The sequence below is a fragment of the Vibrio antiquarius genome (assembly GCF_000024825.1).
GTDB lineage: Bacteria > Pseudomonadota > Gammaproteobacteria > Enterobacterales > Vibrionaceae > Vibrio > Vibrio diabolicus.
The window spans coordinates 1477327-1496501 of the sequence record NC_013457.1 but is presented as its reverse complement, the minus strand read 5'-3'; the positions used below and the strand labels follow the sequence as shown (position 1 = coordinate 1496501).

The 19175-nt window shown below is 45.9% G+C and carries 15 protein-coding genes; 8 read left to right on the top strand and 7 right to left on the bottom strand.

The window, feature by feature from the left end; translation table 11 throughout:
• Positions 1–21: 21 nt before the first annotated feature.
• A complete protein-coding gene (gene katE2 / locus VEA_RS21535) occupies positions 22–1461 on the top strand; it encodes a catalase KatE2 (RefSeq protein WP_006742224.1) in 1440 nt (479 codons plus the stop codon).
• Between the two features lie 168 nt (positions 1462–1629).
• On the opposite strand, the gene VEA_RS21530 is transcribed toward katE2, so the two are convergent.
• Positions 1630–2508, bottom strand: coding sequence for an NAD(P)-dependent oxidoreductase (locus VEA_RS21530; RefSeq protein WP_006742225.1), 879 nt, complete (start codon positions 2506–2508; stop codon positions 1630–1632).
• Between the two features lie 180 nt (positions 2509–2688).
• A complete protein-coding gene (locus VEA_RS21525) occupies positions 2689–4560 on the bottom strand; it encodes a fructose-specific PTS transporter subunit EIIC (protein ID WP_006742226.1) in 1872 nt (623 codons plus the stop codon).
• A 267-nt stretch (positions 4561–4827) separates the two neighbouring features.
• Between VEA_RS21525 and VEA_RS21520 the strand changes: the two genes are divergently transcribed.
• Positions 4828–5130 carry a PTS fructose transporter subunit IIB gene (locus VEA_RS21520; RefSeq protein ID WP_006742227.1) on the top strand — a complete coding sequence of 101 codons (303 nt, stop codon included), beginning with the start codon at positions 4828–4830 and terminating at the stop codon, positions 5128–5130.
• An 8-nt stretch (positions 5131–5138) separates the two neighbouring features.
• Entirely contained in the window at positions 5139–5915 is a 777-nt protein-coding gene (locus tag VEA_RS21515; RefSeq protein ID WP_005392466.1) for a PTS sugar transporter subunit IIA, read from the top strand.
• Positions 5916–5949: 34 nt separating this feature from the next.
• On the opposite strand, the gene VEA_RS21510 is transcribed toward VEA_RS21515, so the two are convergent.
• Positions 5950–6792: a helix-turn-helix transcriptional regulator gene (locus VEA_RS21510; protein WP_006742228.1), complete on the bottom strand. Its 843-nt coding sequence runs from the start codon at positions 6790–6792 to the stop codon at positions 5950–5952.
• A 385-nt stretch (positions 6793–7177) separates the two neighbouring features.
• Between VEA_RS21510 and VEA_RS21505 the strand changes: the two genes are divergently transcribed.
• Both VEA_RS21505 and manA read left to right on the top strand, forming a co-directional pair.
• A complete protein-coding gene (locus tag VEA_RS21505) occupies positions 7178–9085 on the top strand; it encodes a PTS fructose transporter subunit IIABC (RefSeq protein WP_006742229.1) in 1908 nt (635 codons plus the stop codon).
• 76 nt (positions 9086–9161) lie between these two features.
• Positions 9162–10394, top strand: coding sequence for a mannose-6-phosphate isomerase, class I (gene manA, locus VEA_RS21500; protein ID WP_006742230.1), 1233 nt, complete (start codon positions 9162–9164; stop codon positions 10392–10394).
• A gap of 129 nt (positions 10395–10523) precedes the next feature.
• Here the strand turns inward: manA and VEA_RS21495 are convergent, their stop codons facing one another.
• Genes VEA_RS21495 through norV form a run of 3 tightly spaced genes read right to left on the bottom strand, consistent with a single transcriptional unit; the run spans position 10524 to position 13567 of the window.
• A complete protein-coding gene (locus VEA_RS21495) occupies positions 10524–10862 on the bottom strand; it encodes a TehB family protein (RefSeq protein WP_006742231.1) in 339 nt (112 codons plus the stop codon).
• Positions 10863–10906: 44 nt separating this feature from the next.
• On the bottom strand, positions 10907–12055 hold the full coding sequence (gene norW / locus VEA_RS21490; protein ID WP_006742232.1) for an NADH:flavorubredoxin reductase NorW: 1149 nt from the start codon (positions 12053–12055) through the stop codon (positions 10907–10909).
• Positions 12056–12064: 9 nt separating this feature from the next.
• Positions 12065–13567 carry an anaerobic nitric oxide reductase flavorubredoxin gene (gene norV / locus VEA_RS21485; RefSeq protein WP_006742233.1) on the bottom strand — a complete coding sequence of 501 codons (1503 nt, stop codon included), beginning with the start codon at positions 13565–13567 and terminating at the stop codon, positions 12065–12067.
• Between the two features lie 190 nt (positions 13568–13757).
• Between norV and norR the strand changes: the two genes are divergently transcribed.
• The 3 genes from norR (at position 13758) to azu (ending at position 16843) form a co-directional block, all read left to right on the top strand.
• Entirely contained in the window at positions 13758–15290 is a 1533-nt protein-coding gene (norR, locus tag VEA_RS21480; RefSeq protein WP_006742234.1) for a nitric oxide reductase transcriptional regulator NorR, read from the top strand.
• Positions 15291–15378: 88 nt separating this feature from the next.
• On the top strand, positions 15379–16029 hold the full coding sequence (locus VEA_RS21475; RefSeq protein WP_005392456.1) for an HAD family hydrolase: 651 nt from the start codon (positions 15379–15381) through the stop codon (positions 16027–16029).
• Between the two features lie 361 nt (positions 16030–16390).
• Entirely contained in the window at positions 16391–16843 is a 453-nt protein-coding gene (azu, locus tag VEA_RS21470) for an azurin (protein ID WP_005392455.1), read from the top strand.
• A 67-nt stretch (positions 16844–16910) separates the two neighbouring features.
• Here the strand turns inward: azu and VEA_RS21465 are convergent, their stop codons facing one another.
• Entirely contained in the window at positions 16911–18956 is a 2046-nt protein-coding gene (locus tag VEA_RS21465) for an EAL domain-containing protein (RefSeq protein WP_006742235.1), read from the bottom strand.
• Positions 18957–19175 lie beyond the last annotated feature (219 nt).

Genomic DNA, 19175 nt, shown 5'->3' with positions numbered 1-19175 from the left:
GATCCCTGGAGGGGAAGAAAAATGACAAATAAGAAATTAACCACCGCCGCAGGCTGTCCTGTCGCCCATAATCAAAATGTGATGACTGCAGGTCCTCGTGGTCCCCAACTACTGCAAGACGTTTGGTTCCTTGAAAAACTGGCACACTTTGATCGTGAAGTGATTCCTGAGCGTCGTATGCACGCCAAAGGCTCAGGCGCTTACGGCACTTTTACTGTGACTCACGATATCACCAAATACACGCGCGCGAAGATCTTCTCGGAGATTGGTAAAAAGACCGAGCTATTTGCCCGCTTTACAACCGTTGCAGGTGAGCGCGGTGCCGCAGATGCAGAGCGCGACATCCGTGGTTTCGCGCTAAAGTTTTACACCGAAGAAGGCAACTGGGACTTGGTTGGTAACAACACGCCAGTGTTCTTCCTGCGTGATCCACTAAAATTTCCGGATCTAAACCACGCGGTGAAACGCGATCCACGCACCAACATGCGCAGCTCGACAAACAACTGGGATTTTTGGACATCACTACCAGAAGCATTCCACCAAGTTACGATCGTTATGAGTGATCGTGGTATTCCAGCGTCTTACCGTCATATGCACGGCTTCGGTAGCCACACATTCAGCTTTATCAACGCAGAAAACGAACGTTACTGGGTGAAATTCCACTTTAAAACTCAGCAAGGCATCAAAAACCTGACTGACCAAGAAGCAGAAGCGATCGTAGGTAAAGACCGCGAAAGCCATCACCGTGACCTTTACGAAGCGATTGAGCGTCAAGACTTCCCTAAATGGAAGATGTACGTGCAGATCATGCCTGAGCTAGAAGCGGATGAAGTGAACTTTAACCCGTTCGATCTAACAAAAGTATGGTCACAAAAAGATTATCCATTGATCCCAGTAGGCGAGTTTGAACTGAACCGTAACCCAGAAAATTTCTATGCGGAAGTTGAGCAATCCGCGTTTAACCCGGCAGCTATCGTTCCTGGAATTGGCTTCTCACCAGACAAAATGCTGCAAGGCCGTCTGTTTGCATACGGAGACGCGCAGCGTTACCGCCTAGGTGTAAACCATCACCAAATTCCAGTTAACACGCCTCGTTGTCCGGTACACAGCTACCACCGCGATGGCGCAATGCGCGTTGATGGCAACTTTGGTTCCACACTAGGTTACGAGCCAAACTACAAACAAGAATGGGCAGAGCAACCAGATTACTCTGAGCCACCTCTACGCATCAACGGCAATGCTGATCATTACGATCACCGTGTAGACGAAGACTACTTCAGCCAAGCGGGTAACCTATTCCGTCTTATGAGCGAAGAACAGCGTCAAACTCTATTCGACAACACCGCTCGTGCAATGGATGGTGTGCCAGACTTCATCAAAGAACGTCACGTTAACCACGCCTACCAAGCGGACGAAGCTTACGGCAAAGGCCTTGAGATTGCGCTAGGCTTAAACAAGTAAACGGACACTGCACCAGCAAATGCTGTGATAAGAAGACATAAAAAAGGAGGTGCCCCACAAAGCACCTCCTAATTCAAGTTCGTTAATCACACACTAATGTTCAAGGGGAACGATCATGATCAACTTAAATTTCTTCAAGCTCTTTGATACCAAAGAACTGTTTATCTACTACTGATTCTTAGCAACGGCTTTAATCAGAACAGACGTATCCATGCGGCCTAAACCATCACGCTGAAGGTCAGCGTATTGCTCATCCACTTTCTTAGTCAGTGGGAGCTCTAGACCCACTCGCTCTGCTTCTTGCAGACAGAAGCCTAAGTCTTTGCGCATCCAATCAATCGCGAATCCAAAATCAAACTTATCTTCCGCCATCGTCTTGGCGCGGTTTTCCATTTGCCATGACCCTGCAGCACCGTGCTTGAGTGTTTCAACTACTTGTTCAATATCCAAACCGGATTTCTGCGCGAGTAACAACGCTTCGCTCAAGCCTTGAAGCACACCACCAATACAGATTTGGTTTACCATTTTACAACGTTGACCTTGGCCATTTTCACCCAGAAGCGTCATTTGCTTTGCATATACGTCCATCGCTGGAGAAACACGATCAAAAATGTTCTGCTCGCCACCACACATGATGGTTAGTACGCCATTTTCTGCGCCTGCTTGACCACCAGATACCGGAGCATCAATGAAGTGATTGCCATATTTGGTACAAGCATCGGCCAATTCAACGGCTAAATCAGCGGAAGTCGTGGTGTGATCAACCAGTACCGCGCCTGCTTTTAGACCGACTAGAATGCCTTCTTCACCGTATACAACGCTGCGCACGTCATCGTCATTACCGACACAAGTAAATACGATATCGCAACCTTCTGCCGCTTCTCGCGGTGTCTCACACGCAATGCCGTTGTATTCTGCAGCCCATTTATCAGCTTTGGCTTTGGTGCGGTTGTATACTTTGGTTTCATATCCCGCTTTGCTCAAATAGCCCGCCATTGGGTAACCCATAACACCCAAACCAATAAATGCTACTCGTTGTTTTTCCATTGCACGCTTCCCTTAGTTCACCTGACTGAAATGTTTTGTAACATGCTACTAAAGAATTGAAAACATTACTCGTAATTTATCCTTCACTCGCGGCACAAATAAAAGCGAACCGCGATGTTGGAGTAAATACCAAAAGCATTCATCAGGGTCATCGAGGAGACATTTCTCAGAAGTTAAATGTTAAGACACTCTACGAGCTTGCAACAAAGCCGTGGCGTTCAACATGGCATCCTTGGTACTGACATCCAAGACTTGGATTTTTCGAAAACGTTCCGGTTCTTTAATCGCCACATCGTGAGCAAAAATCACAAACTTCGCTTTCTCGATGTCTTTCTCGGTAATTCGGTTGATGACGCCATTCGCGCCTTGGGTTTCGACTTTAATCTTAATGCCGAGTGCACAAGCCGCTTTTTCCAATGACTTAGCCGCTAAGAACGTATGTGCCACACCTGATGGACAAGATGTAACCGCCAAAACATCCGCCTCACCTTCGCCTTGAACGGAACCATATACTTGAGAATGACCTGTGTAGCTTTCATCTTCGGTTGCGGTTTTCTTTAGTGCAATCACGATCAACGCCGTGGTAACAGAGCCCGCAATCGTGCCGATGATGTAACCAATTTTTCCATCCACAACAGGGAGAACAATCCAACCGCCCCACGGTGCATGGTTCATTACGTGGAACATAAAGCCAATCACGTTACCGACGATGCCCCCCGCCACAATAGCGGGTAATACTCGTGCAGGGTCGCCAGCGGCAAAAGGAATCGCACCTTCGCTAATACCGATCATCCCCATAATACCTGCGGCTTTCCCCGCTTCGCGTTCATCTCGCTTGAATTTACTCGGCGCCAAAAACGTGGCTAGTGCCATACCCAATGGCGGCGTACAAATCGCAATACCGACCCCGCCCATCAACCATGGCTGCGTGTTCACTTGGGTTTGAGCAAACAACGTCGCCACTTTGTTGATTGGGCCGCCCATATCAAACGCGGTCATTGCCCCAAGCACAGTTCCGAGCATTACTTTGCCTGAGCCCGCCATGCCCGTCAGCACCTCGTTCATGGTGGTCATTGCGCTGGCAATCGGAGCACCTATCACCCACATCACCGCGCCACAAGTAACAAACGTCCCCACTAGCGGATAAATAAAAATCGAGCCAAGCGAACTCATGCTGTCTGATAGCTGAATTTTCTTTAATAGCCAAACGACAAAGCCAGCAAAAAAGCCGACCACAATCGCACCTAAAAAACCCGTATTGTAATGACTGACCGCAATCCAAGATCCAATCATACCCGGTGCAAGGCCCGGCTTGTCGGCAATGGAATAAGCAATGTAACCGCCAAGCACGGCAGTAAACAATGTCAGGCCAGCAATCCCCATTTGGGCAATATCGGCCAGAATGCCCTCTTGTGGTACACCACCGTGACCAGAGATCATCACCGACAACGACAACAGCACACCGCCCGCAACGATAAACGGGATCATGTGGGATGTGCCAAACAGCAGGTGCTCTTTAATGCGACCAAGTTTTTGCGCCCAAGGGCTCAGGGGTTCTGATGCAAATTCTAAAGAAGTTGGGAGAAATTCATTGGATTGGGTTTGAATATCAGTCAGCATCTCAAGCGCTTCTTCTCGCGATTGAGCCAACTTGAGCTTTTCAACAAAGCCGTCTTCGATAATTTTGGTGGAAATTTGTGCCAATACTTCAATGTGATGATGATCATCACCATCTGGGGACGCCAGCATGAAAAACACATCGGACAGCTCGCCATCTTCGGCGCCATAATCAATCCCATTACGGCTGATCCCGACTGCGACAGCTGGTTGCGCTACAGCATCACTTTTGGCATGAGGGATCGCAATACCATCATCAAATCCTGTGTTACCGATCTCTTCTCGTTTCCAGATATCTGCCAAGAACTGGCTTTGACTATTGAGCTTGCCGGCGGCTTCTAGCATCTCAACCAGCTCTTTGAGCGCTTCATCTTTGGTTTGAGCTTTTAGATCTAAGCATATCGTTTCTAGCTCAATTAGGTTTGTGATGTCCATTGTTTTACCTTCCAATATTCACGCTCGAATATATACCCAAGTGAGTTTGAGATACAGGATCCCCTGGCTCGTATGCGTTCCTACTCATTTTATTTGGGCATAGATTAACCAGTGCCTACCCTTTGATATATAGGACTAAAAGTGCATTAACTGGATTAATGTAACATGAGATTCAAACTGTGATAGAGCTCTTGCGTTAATCCAGCTCAAATCAATTCAATCTGCGGTGGCTGTGCTAATATCCACAAAAAATAAAATGGATAGAACATGAAAATCGTAGCGGTGACAGCATGCCCTACAGGCATCGCTCATACTTATATGGCGGCAGATGCACTAATGAAAGCTGCGCCAAAACATAACGTGCAAATTAAAGTAGAAACGCAAGGTGCGATGGGGATAGAAAATCAGCTCACTCCTCACGATATCGCTCAAGCGGATCGGGTTTTGATCGTGTCGGATATTGAGATAGAACAACCAGGCCGATTCGAAGGGACGCGCCAAATTCAAATCCCCATTGAAGAGGTTTTGCTTAACGTCGACAAAGTATTCCTCGTCCACTGCCGCGACTAAATTTGCAGATGAACGAATACCAAATCACCTTTTTCGTCGATAATGCAAATGCCAGTGCGCACCTTGCTCAGCCACTCAATCGAGTGGCAAAGAAGTTCAAAAGTACCTTACATATCATTAATGTAACGCAAAATCGTGTTGCGGAACTCACCAAGTCCGTGGCGATTTTGCAAGCTGGTCTACAACAAGGTGATTTGTGTCAAATCACTGCGATTGGCATTGACGCAGAGCTGGCCTGCTTCGTCATCAAAGACATGATTGCTGAACACTTTACGGTGGTGGGATCTCATATCAACTATGAGTTTTCTAGCCAACTGGCCGAGCGTTTACCGCAAATTTGCCCACCTTGTGAAATCAAATGGCAGTACGCCAAAGCGCATACCGAGCTCACCAAGTTTGAATGCCTTAAAGGACTAGCTCAGCTCATCCACCCCATTCATCCCGACGAACTGATTCTTGCTTTTATTAAACGTGAAGAACGTTCATCAACTTGCGTGACTCCGGGGATCGCTCTACCGCATGTGATGTTTTCAGGTGTTGACCATATTTCTATTGCTGTTATTGCGAATGAAAAGTCGATGGATTGGGCTTCGAAGATGGGTGATGTTCATCTGGCTATTGCACTGGTGATGCCAGAAAAGCCGACCCGAGAACAGATCATTGCGGCCACTAACCTCACACGAAATCTGCTTACCGATCAAATGGCGGAACGCCTACTACTAACAAAAAGCAGCGTCGACTTACAAGCGCTGCTGATGTACGCCATGTCGAGGCTGCTCGCCTAAACTTCTCTATGATTTACGCATTCTGACTGAAGGCTTAAATCGAACCACGATATTCCGTCGGCGTTCTGCCTGTACGGTTCTTAAATACTCGGCAGAAATAGTTCACGTCTTTAAATCCACAGCGCACTGACACGTCATTGAGTTTGAAGTTGTATTTCTTGAGCATAAACTTCGCGCGATCCACGCGCACCCAAGTAATGTAGTCTGCCAAGGTCATGTGCCCCTGCTGACGGAACAAGCGCGACAAATGGTTCGAGGAAATACTGAATCTCGACGCAATGCTGTCACGCGTGATTGGGCGATGGAAGTTCTCTTGAATGTAGATGCAGATCCCTTGATAGAGATCTTGCACACGGCTATGTGACTGCTGCTCGACTGGTGCATCCAACATCGTCTTCGCGTATTGCAGCAATGCTTGCAGTAAAAGCTCATCCATTGGTTTTTTAGTATTCTCACGAGCCAGTGAGCTCAACGCTTCTAAGATGTTATCTATCGCAAATCCTGAGCGCGTTTGAATGCTATGCTTTTGAATATCGTAAAAGTTTGCCTCACCTTTGCGTTTGCTCACCAAACTCAACCCAAGTTGTCGACGCCCAAACAAAATACTTAACACTGAACAATCGGTATCCCAGTCTGGTTTATTCCAACAGTTAGGTGGAATAAATATCGCATCGCCTTTTTTAGCAACGATGTGCGTTACTTTTCGATCATGACTTTCCATTTCATTAATATATTCCCCATCCAGAACTAACTCTAGGCGAGGGAAATTAACTTGATAGCTAAATTCAGGCGGCGTATGAAAATCTCCTGCAAACCAAATATTATGAAATGGCTCTCTTTCATTTAATACCGCTGAAATTAAATCATGAAAAATCATTGTCTCACACTCTATATATGCATCAATGATGCTATTTACTATAGATATACACCGGACTGGACTTTTGTGCTATTGAGCAAAATCACACTTCCATTTTAATGTTACAAAAATCCAGTTAACGTATCAAATTTCCAGTAACAAAAACTCTATCAACAACACTCAATCCCTTTTCAAGTGGGAGCGAGGCCACATTTCACTTATCGTTTAGCTTCTTATCCATCATGTCACAGATATGCAGCTAGATTTGTCCAGTGAACGATCTAAATCACACTATAGTTAGTCGGTTACAATCCTCCAGTAAATGCATTTTTTCTTCACTACAGTCTTTTTATCAGTAATTTAAAAATACCCCTGAAATAAAAATTATATTTATAGGGGTTCGACAATGATCACCAAACTAATAAATGAAGACTTAATTAATCTTGATCTTAAAGCGTCTTCAAAAGAAGACGTATTTAAAGAACTGGTTGCCGTTCTTCATGCCCAAGGTCGTATTTCTGACCAAACACAATTTCTTGCAGATATAAAAGCACGTGAAGAATTAGGAAATACTGGATTTGAAGATGGCGTGGCAATTCCACACGCGAAAAGCGCAGCTGTGATTGAACCAGCGGTTGTGATCGGCGTAAGCAAATCAGGTATCGAATACGGCGCGGAAGACGGCTTGCCTTCAAAACTGTTCTTCATGATAGCTTCTCCAGACGGTGGCGATAACCACCATATCGAAGTACTTGCAGAACTGTCTTCAAAACTGATTGAAGATGGTTTCATCGATGCGTTCTTAGGCGCAACAAACAGCCACGACGCACTGGCACTCCTTCTTGCTAAAGAAGAACCGCAACCAGTGACAGACGCACCAGCAAACCAAGGCTTCATCATTGGTGTGACTGGTTGTCCTGCGGGCGTTGCGCACACCTACTTAGCAGCAGAAGCACTGGAGAAAGGTGCTGCGGCGATGGGTTACGAAATCAAGGTTGAAACGAACGGTTCAATCGGTGTGAAAAACAGCCCAACCGCAGAAGAAATCGAGCGTGCAGATGCAATCATCGTGGCATGTGACAAGCAAGTTGACATGAACCGCTTCGCGGGCAAACGCGTGGTTAAAACCAACGTAAAAGCCCCAATCCGCGATGCTCAAGGACTGATTAATGAAGCGTTAAACGCACCGACGTACCAAGCTGAGTCCAATGGCAATACGCAAGCATCGGTTGCCGACAAAGCTTCTCAAGCTCGTTCTGACTTATATCGCTACTTGATGAACGGCGTATCACACATGATCCCATTCGTCGTAACGGGTGGTCTGTTGATTGCCCTTGCTCTTGCCGTCGGTGGTCAGCCAAGTGAAGCGGGCATGGCGATTCCTGAAGGCAGCATGTGGAACCAAATCCTCAATGTCGGTGTGGTTGCCTTTACGCTGATGATCCCAATCCTTGCCGGTTACATTGCTTACGCGATTGCTGACCGCCCAGCTCTAGCTCCTGGCTTGATCGGTGGTTGGATTGCAAACAACGGTTCTTTCTACGGCGCAGACGCTGGTACAGGCTTTATCGGTGCCATCATCGCAGGTCTGCTTGTGGGTTACTTCGTGAAGTGGATTACGTCGATTAACTACCACAAATTCATCCAACCTTTGGTGCCAATCATGATCGCACCAATCACAGGTTCGCTATTCATCGCAGGTCTATTCATCTTCGTTATCGGCGCGCCAATCGCAAGCCTAATGGACGGTCTGACTGCGCTACTAACTAGCATGAGTACAGGTAACGTCGTTCTACTGGGTATCGTACTTGGTGGTATGGCTGGCTTCGATATGGGTGGTCCATTCAACAAGGTCGCATTCCTATTCTCTGTGGGCATGATTGCGAGCGGTCAAACTCAATTTATGGGTGCGATGGCATGTGCAATCCCAGTTGCACCTCTAGGTATGGCACTGGCAACAGCACTTGGTCGTAAGTTCGACCTGTTCGAAGAATCAGAAACTGAAGCGGGTAAAGCAGCAGGTGCAATGGGTCTGGTGGGTATCTCTGAGGGTGCGATTCCGTTCGCAGCGCAAGATCCAATGTCAGTGATTCCTGCAAACGTACTTGGATCAATGGTGGCGGCAGTAATGGCGTTCTCATTCGGCATCACCAACAGCGTTGCTCACGGTGGTCCCGTGGTCGCTCTGCTTGGCGCGATGAACCACCCAGTCCTTGCTCTGATTTGTATGGCAGCTGGCGCAACGGTTACCGCAGTAACGTGTGTAACGTTGAAAAAAGTGCGTAAAGCAAAAATGATGCAAGCAGCCGCTTAATCCCCCCTCCCCCAAATGGCTCCTATGGCTTGGGCAATGTCGCCCAAGCCATGATTTTCTCTCATGGTGACACTCTATGTCTGATTTAACGATGTCCGATACACAAACGATTCAAACTCAAGCTAAGCATCCGACGTTTTTCCTGATGAACAACGTGATTCAAAACTACGCTTGGGGCAGTACTACTTCTGTTAACCAACTGTTTGGCATTGAAAACCCAACGGGCGAACCACAAGCAGAAGTATGGATGGGCGCGCATCCAAACGGTTGCTCAGTGGTGATGGTAAACGACGAGGAGACCAAACTCTCTTCACTGATTGCTCTAGACATGAATGCTTTTCTGAGTGAAGAAGTCGCAAACCGTTTTGGTGAACTTCCATACCTGTTTAAAGTGCTTGCCGCTGAGAAAGCGCTGTCGATTCAGGTGCACCCAAACAAGCAACAAGCAGAACTGGGTTTTGCACTGGAAGAAAAACAAGGCATTCCCCTAACCGCTGCAAACCGTAACTACAAAGATCCAAACCACAAACCAGAATTGGTTTACGCGCTAACCGAATACCAAGCGATGAATGGCTTCCGCCCAACAAGTGAAATCATCAGCTTCTTCTCTGAGCTGGCGATTCCTGAGCTGCAAGGCTTGGTGGATGACCTTATCGCAAACCAAACGCCAACGGGCTTAGCGACCTTCTTCTCCGGTCTACTGTCACTAGAAGGCGAACAGAAAGAGATGGCGTTGACGGTGCTATTGGCACAAGCTCGCATCACCGACTTCCCTCTGTTCAACCTGATCTTGGAGTTAGAAACGCAATACCCGGGTGACATTGGTTTGTTTGCACCCTTGCTACTCAACGTCATCACGCTGAAACCAGGCGAAGCGATGTTCTTGGATGCAGAAACGCCACACGCGTACTTGAAAGGTACGGGGCTTGAGATCATGGCGAACTCAGACAACGTGCTACGTGCCGGTTTAACGCCGAAGTATATGGATATAAAAGAACTCGTTGCATGCACACGCTTCGAAGAAAAACCATTCGATACACTACTGCTTGAACCAATCGAAAACGATGACATGTTGGAATACCCAATTCCCGTCGACGATTTCAAATTCGCGATTGTAAAACAAGCCAACCAACGAACGCTTGATGTAAGAACCGCAGAAATCCTGTTGCCGCTAGATTCCCCGCTCGTGATTACACACGCAAATGGTGAGACGTGCGCAGTAGACAAAGGCCAGTCTGTTTTCATCCCAGCTTACGCCAAACAATATACCTTGAATTGCAAAGGTCGTGTGGCGCGGGCTTATAGTTAATATCGCTGATTAAGTTTGCATGTCGTTACTGCCAATAAGCAAAAAAGAGCAGAGAAACGTCTCTGCTCTTTTACTTAATATGCGCTTTTCCCGATAAATTCACGCAATAATCAAATTGTCTAGAAAGGTTTACTGCTTAGCGTGGAACATCGCTTGTCCACTTTTATCTTTATTCGACCAAAAGTTAATATTGAACTGTGCATCATCGCTCATTTCAATACGATGCCAATACTGTGGCGGGCTTGTCGCGAACTGACCTGCGTTGATCACGACGACCATTTCAGGCTCTGTCGCGAATTCATCAGCAAAACCATAGTAGGTGACTTGCCCCTCCATTACGCATAACTGCCCAAACACGCCTTCGGCTGTGTTGTGATGAGTTAGAAGAGCTGGAGGCACACTGCCTTTGGTAAAAAATGGCGTCGAACGTTGAACCGTCCAGTCTTTCGGAATACGAAGATGTGACATGGTTATACCCTCTTTGAATATAAAATTGTGCTGCTTGAAGCGAGTTACGATTGCGCGACTTGAGACAGTTCACGCAGTAACGGAAAAGCCTGAGCCACTTGCTCGCCCGTCACAACAAACCCAGTCAATATGCTTTGTTCATTTTCAGCTTTTGCCACGATGCCAGATTGAGAAATCTGCACATTCCAATTCGCGACAGCACTGAAGTCCCCGGCAAGCTGAATTGGGTAACTCGGCGTTTTGACTTTTACCATCATTGGCGGCAACTTCAATTGCGCTTCCTGCCCAAGCAACTGCTTACCTAAAACATTAGCGCTCAACACGATTGGCTGAAGGTATGGAAGCATGCGCCCTTGTATCTCGGCGCAATCGCCCAGAGCGAATACATTGTTCGTAGAAGTCTGCAGCTTAGCGTCGACAGCAATGCCTTTCCCAACCTCTAACCCACAAGCATTCGCTAATTGAGTGTTTGAACGTAAGCCCGCGGCAGAAATCACTACATCAGTATCGATCACTTCACCGCTGTTCAAAGTCGCTACCAACGAATCGGCGTTACGATTCACCTCAACAACCCCATTTCCCAACGCCAATTGAATGCCTTGCTGCTTAAGTTGGCTTTCCAGAGGCAACGCCACAAACTCAGGAATAAGATTGGCAAGCAAGCGTTGGTTTGATTCAACCACCGTAACGGCTTTACCGCTGCTCGCAATATCCATTGCAATCTCAACGCCAATCAAACCACCACCGATAACCATTACGCGCTTTGCTTGACTGACTCTCTCTTCTGCGAGCTGATACTCTTGTAACGAATTGAGCGTTAGGACATCGCCAGAAGCATCACCTCGCATTGGAGGAACAAAAGCTTTCGCGCCCGTTGCAAAAACCAGTTTGGAGTACGCATAAACTTGTCCATCTGCTACCACTTGTTGGGCTTGCGTATCCACACTCTCAATTTTAGTGTGGGTTAATAACTCGATATGGTGCTCTTGGGCAAACGCTTCTCCCGTTGTTACTACCAGATCCCTCGCGGTCTGTTTTCTACTGAACACATGGCTCAAATCGGGCTTGTTATACTCCGCACCGTCATCAGCGGTGAATACTTGAATTGGCACCTGTGCATCCATTCGACGCACAGTTTTAACCAGTTGATAGGCAGCAAAGCCACTGCCTATGATTACAATTGGTGCTTGCATCACAGCTCCTTACCCCTTGAACTCAACAAATACATCTTTACCCAAGTGACACTCAGGGCAAAGGAAGTAGTCCGGAACGTCTGACCACGTGGTACCCGGTTTAATTCCTTGATTAGGCTCCCCCTGAGCAGGGTCATACACCCAGTTACAAACGGTGCAAATCATGCATTGGCAATCTGATGGATGTGCCTCTGAGCTTGGATTAATAAGCTCCCTTTCGACCACGGCTTGCGTTTCTACTTGTACAACGGGCTGTGATTGAACTTGCGGTGCAGACGCAGCCATCATCGGAGCCGCAACAGGACTTGTTAGTGGATGTTTCGCCCACAATTTCGCGATGCTCTTGCCATGTTCACGACACTCACGCATCGCTTTACCATCTGGTCGCCATTTGGTTTTCAGGCTGACTGCAGTTTCAAAACCCGCATCGGTCAACCGTGCGTGGATACGATCTACCGCACCACCATTCCAACCGTAGCTACCAAAGGCAGCGGCTTTTTTCGCTTTAAAGCGCAGACCGGTAATTTCTTCTAGCATGCCTGCGATCTTCGGCATCATGACGTTATTCATGGTAGATGAACCAACCAATATGCCTTTTGAGCGGAACACATTGGCGAGGATTTCATTTTTGTCATGTTTAGAGACATTGAAGACTTTGACCGCCACGCTAGGGTCAACATCGTGAATGCCCTGCGCAATGGCATCTGCCATCATTCGGGTATTGTTCGACATAGAATCGTAGAAGATGGTAATACGATCTTCTTGGTAGTTATCCGCCCATTCCAAATATTGCTCGATGATTTGAACTGGGTTATCGCGCCATACAATACCGTGTGAAGTTGCAATCATGTCGACAGGCAAATTAAAGCTCAACACTTCTTTGATTTTAGCGGTTACCAAGCTGCTGAATGGCGTTAGGATGTTTGAGTAGTAACGCAGACACTGTTCCATCAACTCATTTTGGTCCACCTCATCGTTGAACAAACGCTCATCGCAGTAGTGCTGACCAAATGCGTCATTACTGAATAGCACCGCATCGCCCGTTAGGTATGTCATCATACTGTCTGGCCAGTGCAACATCGGCGCTTCTACAAATACCAATTGTTTACCGTTACCAATATCGATGCTGTCACCCGTTTTTACCGTTTTAAAGTTCCACTCGGGATGATGGTGATGACCCACAATCGAATCAGTCGCCGCTTCTGTACAGTAAATTGGCGTGTTCGGAATCTTCTCCATCAATGCAGACAATGCGCCTGAGTGATCTTCTTCTGCATGGTTCACGACGATAAAATCGATCGTCTTAAGATCGATTTCCATTTCTAGGTTCTGGATAAATTGCTGGCTGAATCGATGCTCGACCGTATCGATCAGCACCGTTTTTTCTTCACGAATTAGATAACTGTTGTAGCTGGTACCTTTTGTCATTTTGTATTCTGTACCGTGGAAGTCTTGAACTTCCCAATCGCGTTGACCTACCCAGTGGATATTGTTTTTTACGTGAATTGTCATAATTACTACCTTGAATGACGGGATAAACAAAAATAATTTCTTCTTGTATTGCACTGGGCATGCCAACTTTTAATTGCTATATATTTCAATAATTTAATTAAAACACAACTTTAACAACTGTCATTAAGACACAGTTGAAAATTGTCATTAAGACACTACAATAGTCATATTGACACAATTGGTATTGGCTATGACTTCTTTAATCGCGCAATGGCTATACATCACGCAAGACCTAAATTCAGCGCTCACTCGGCAAGCTCGATTTGATACCTTATTAACAACGATTCGCGAGATATTAAAATGTGATGCTTCTGCTCTTCTTTTGTATGAAGATCAGCACTTTAAGCCGCTGGCTATCAATGGCTTAGCAAAGGAAGTATTGGGACGCCGTTTTTCTATAAACCAACACCCGAGATTGGAAGCCATTGCACGCGCTGGCGATATCGTACGGTTTCCATCGAATAGCGACTTACCCGATCCCTATGACGGGTTAATTCCGAACCACGACGACAAGCTGCACGTCCATTCATGTATTGGTCTCCCTTTGCTGATCGACGATCAATTGATTGGCGCGATCACTATTGATGCCTTCGACCCGAATCAGTTCGATGGTTTACTCAATCAAGAACTACGCTTTGTAAGTGCGTTAGCCGCGGGGGGCTTGCACACAGCTCTACTACTGGAGCAGTTAGAAACACAAGCAAGCTTGCCACGTGGGTCTTACACTGAGAAACGTACGCTAAGCAACGAAATCATTGGCAAATCTGCTGGGATGAAAGCACTTCAAGAGCAAATCGATGCGGTGGCAGATACCGAGCTATCAGTGTTGATAATGGGTGAAACAGGGGTTGGTAAAGAGCTCGTCGCAAACGCAATTCATCATCGCTCTCACCGAGCCAATAATACCTTGGTGTACTTAAACTGTGCCGCATTACCTGAGTCTGTCGCAGAGAGTGAGCTTTTTGGTCATATCAAAGGTGCTTTTACTGGTGCTATCAGTAATCGCAAGGGTAAGTTCGAACAAGCAGATGGTGGCACACTGTTTTTGGATGAAGTTGGCGAACTGTCGTTAGAACTGCAAGCTAAGTTACTTCGAGCTCTCCAATACGGCGACATCCAACGTGTGGGTGATGACCGCCATATTCGAGTCAATACACGCATTGTGGCGGCAACGAACCGTGTTCTGCATGAAGAAGTAAAAGCTGGCCGTTTCAGAGCAGATTTGTACCACCGTTTGAGTGTATTCCCTCTTCATGTTCCCCCACTTCGTGAACGTGAAGACGATGTCGTGCTACTGGCTGGTTTCTTTGCAGAGCAACTACGCAGCAAGTTGGGGCTGAACAGTGTTCGACTCTCTCCCACTCTAGTTCAAGCACTTAAAGATTACTCTTGGCCGGGCAACGTGCGTGAACTGGAACACGTCATCAAACGAGCGGGCGTGCTTGCCAAAGCTAGAACTCAATCGCTGGATATCGAATTGGTGGAACAAGATTTCGATATCAAAGCGTCGAACAATCAGCCCACCACTGAAGAGTCAGGTATACCTAGCTCTTCATTTGAACTGTCAGACGCTGGTTTAAAGCAAGCCACTGACACCTTCCAAAAAGCCATGATTATAAAAGCACTAGAGCAGAATCAAGGAAACTGGGCTGCAACAGCACGTCAGTTAGAACTCGATAATGGTAATTTACACCGCTTAGCCAAACGGTTAGGTATAAAGTAAAAAAGGATACGGACGGTTTGAATTCCGCAAGAAAATCTATCTCGCTTATGTCAAAATGCACCATCACAATCGAAAAGTCTGTAATGTAATGAACTACCAAGCTGCTATTTTTGATATGGATGGTTTGCTCCTTGATACTGAGCGCGTCTGTATGCGTATTTTCCAAGAAGCATGTGAAGTCCAAAACCTTCCGTTTTATGAAGATGTTTACCTGTCGATCATTGGTCGCAATGCGGCAGGTATTGAAGCAATTTTCCGCAAAGCCTACGGTGAGAACCTAGACCGCCTGCATCATGAATGGCGTACTCGTTACAATGCTGTCGTCAAACACCAAGCCATCCCAGTGAAAAATGGTGTTGTTGAGCTGCTAGAATGGCTGAAAGCACAAGGCTTACCAATCGCAGTAGCAACTTCTACGGCAAAGGAGGTAGCGAAAATCAAACTGGAATTAGCGGGTTTGAGTAAGTACTTCGACAACCTCACCACAGGCTGCGAGGTAAACCACGGTAAACCCGATCCAGAAATCTATTTGCTGGCAGCGAATCGTCTGGATGTAGAACCAAGCCAATGTTTGGCCTTTGAAGATTCCAATAACGGTGTTCGTGCAGCCGTGGCAGCGAATATGGTTACTTATCAGATTCCGGATTTAGTTGAACCTTGCGAAGAGGTAAAACAATTTGGTCATTCCATCGTGCCGTCATTACATGAAGCGTTAGATGCGTTGAAGCAAAATCGCTAAACGTCAACTGCCGCTCTAACTGTTAAAGCTCAGCAATTTGGCTGAGCTTTTTTATACTTGAGCCTCTCCTCTCACCTTCTCTAATCTACTTCTAATAAATGCCAAGATACTGCTCCAAAGCTTAATAAGATAGACCTTATCTCTGTACGGGGCGTGTTCCTTTCTTTTTTGATTTACCTCACGCCATCGCATGAAATAGGGCCTATGAGTGATCAAATAGTGGAACTAACCAGTACAACTTTGCAACAAAACGTCAATATACCGCTTGAAGCACGTTTTTCGAGTGAAAATTGGCTGATAATGAGAACTATTGGATGAGATTAATCCAAGTCAGCCCAAAATATAAAATGGAGAGTGTTATATGTCTTTACGTTTATTAGCAGCAACCTTCGCATTAGTAGGAATGAGCTTTGGTGCCCAAGCCAGTGCCGAGTGTGAAGTGTCCCTAGATGCTAACGATATGATGCAGTTTTCTACTAAAACACTGAGCGTTCCAGCCACTTGTAAAGAAGTAAAACTGACGCTAAACCACACAGGTAAAATGCCTGCACAATCAATGGGTCACAACGTCGTTATCGCAGATACCGCTAATCTACAAGCAGTAGGTACGGACGGCATGGCAGCAGGTGCAGAAAACAATTACGTGAAGCCAAATGACGACCGTGTATACGCTCACACAAAAGTGATTGGCGGCGGTGAAAGCACCAGCATTACTTTCAGCACTGAAAAAATGAAAGCTGGCGGCGACTACTCATTCTTCTGCTCGTTCCCTGGTCACTGGGCGATCATGCAGGGTAAATTTGAGTTCAAATAAGAGCTAACTAAGTCAAAACAAGACTCACTATAGGGAAGCCATCGCTTCCCTTTTTATTGCACGTTAGTTAAGGACGTCGATGGATAATCTCATCCAAAGGTACAGGCCTTGCTAAGTAAAATCCTTGAACTTTATCAACCCCACTTGACCGCACAAAGTCATAGTCAGACTGCGTTTCCACCCCTTCCGCTACGACCTCGCAATTTGCAATATGTCCTAACTTAGCAACCAATCGATACAGTTGCCGTCCACGATGATCGTTAGCGTCCAATAGCAGCGATCTGTCTAGCTTAATCTTGTTAAATGGATACTTGAACAAATGAGGAAACGATGCGTAGCCCGTACCAAAATCATCCATTGTGATACGAACTCCCATACTCTGTAGAGCTTTCATGGTGTTAGTTAAAGAAACTTCATTGTCTAATACGGCTTCTTCAGTAATTTCAATTTCAAGCCATTCAGCCGGGATTCCAAAATAGACCAACCGGCCTTGTAAATGCAGAGCAAAATCCACTTGTTGAATGGTAGCAACAGAAACATTAATGGCCACTCTTCGCTGCTCAGATAATCCCATTTCCTTCATATCCGACAACACCTTTTCGAGAACTAGTTTATCGAGCAGTGGCATAGCATCTAACCGGTGAAAATCTTCAATAAACGTTGGTGAAAGTAAGTTTCCATCTTCATCTTTATATCGAATAAGCGCTTCGTAAGAATACTGTTCCGCATCCTTTGTTGAATGCTGCTTTTGATAAAACATCACCAACTCGCCTTCACGAAGAATGGAAGTTAAACGCTTCTGCGCGGATGACTTGCTGATACTCGATGTGTTCGCATCTTTCACACTACTGAGTAGTGATTTAAATAGGGATTGTTCTAAACCATTGTAAGTATTACTTACACCAAGCTGCCCCACATATTTGCCTGCATAGGCTAGATAAAAAGGTCGATAAATTAGTACACCAATCGCAATCACCACCAGTTGAAGTATCGCCCCCTGGACCTGATGCCCCATTGCAACATAACCACTCAACAGAGGCGGTGTCATCCAGTTCACAATATTTTCAACAGGCGCAATTAAGCCGGAAGCAATTGCGCAGTAGGTGATGATAAAACTTACCAGCGGCACTAATACAAATGGGACGACCAGAATAGGATTAAAGATGATAGGCAACCCAAATAGCAGCACTTCATTGATGTTGAACATCACCAATGGTGCTGCCGCTAACGCCAGTAAAATATGATTGCGCTCTTTAGCGAACAATAACAGACACAGGAGTAAACTAATGCTATTCCCTGACCCGCCCATGGATAAAAATGCGTCGTAAAAACCTTGGCTAATGACGTTAAGCGACGCTTCGCCTGTTTGCCAAGCAGCCATGTTGGCTTCGGTCGCAGCGTATATTTGCTGCTTGATAGCAAACAACATGTTGTGACCATTAATGCCCGCCGCCCCTAATAAGCTCAAGATGGATTGATAAAATAATCCTCCTGTGAACGTCAGCGGATCAAAGTTAAGTCCAGCCACTGTTGTAGTAAAAGCATCCATCACCGCCGCGGTGACATGAGATAAGCTAACCGCAAATAAAACGAATACGAAAAAATGTAAGACATCTTTAAAAAGACGAGAAGAGAAGTCCATTGCTTGAGGATCAAGCAGCTCAATTCGGAAACTTTTACAATAAACGTATGACACCGTTGCACTAAAGAGTGCTAATAACGGGTTATTCGGCAACATGTAATTACTAGAAAGGCTGTCATTCTCTATTGAAATTAAATAGAACATGACCAACGAATAAATGATGATAATCGCGCTCGACACGTTCACTTTATGCGATAAATAGTAACCAGCCACAATGCAAAACGCTGTGGGATATAAGTTGATTAAAATATCAGAAAGATGGAACAATAACTGAGAAACCTCTGACACCCCTAGGATTCTAGAAGCGTGACCAAGAAAGATGGCAAGTGCGTTAGATAGCGTCAGCGGTAACAGCAATAAGGCAATAGATGCGAGATCAGTAAGATAAGATTTAGATCCAAGTCGCCATTTATCTGTAAATACCGTTAGACGATGAAAGGGGTCAAATACGCGTTCACGACGAGTGTGCATGGTGAGTTCTTATATTAAGTAATAATCATCGGCTGCGAAATAGGCAGCCGTAAATGCAACGGCCAGACTCAGTAACGTATTATTTGGTGGATAATTTTTAGTGTTTCTATTGGCTAAAACAATAGTTTGAATTGCCAGTCACAGCGCAAAGATGTCGCAAGTGCAATTTAACGATTATATACCCCTTGATCCAATGAGATTATTATCCTTAACGATAAA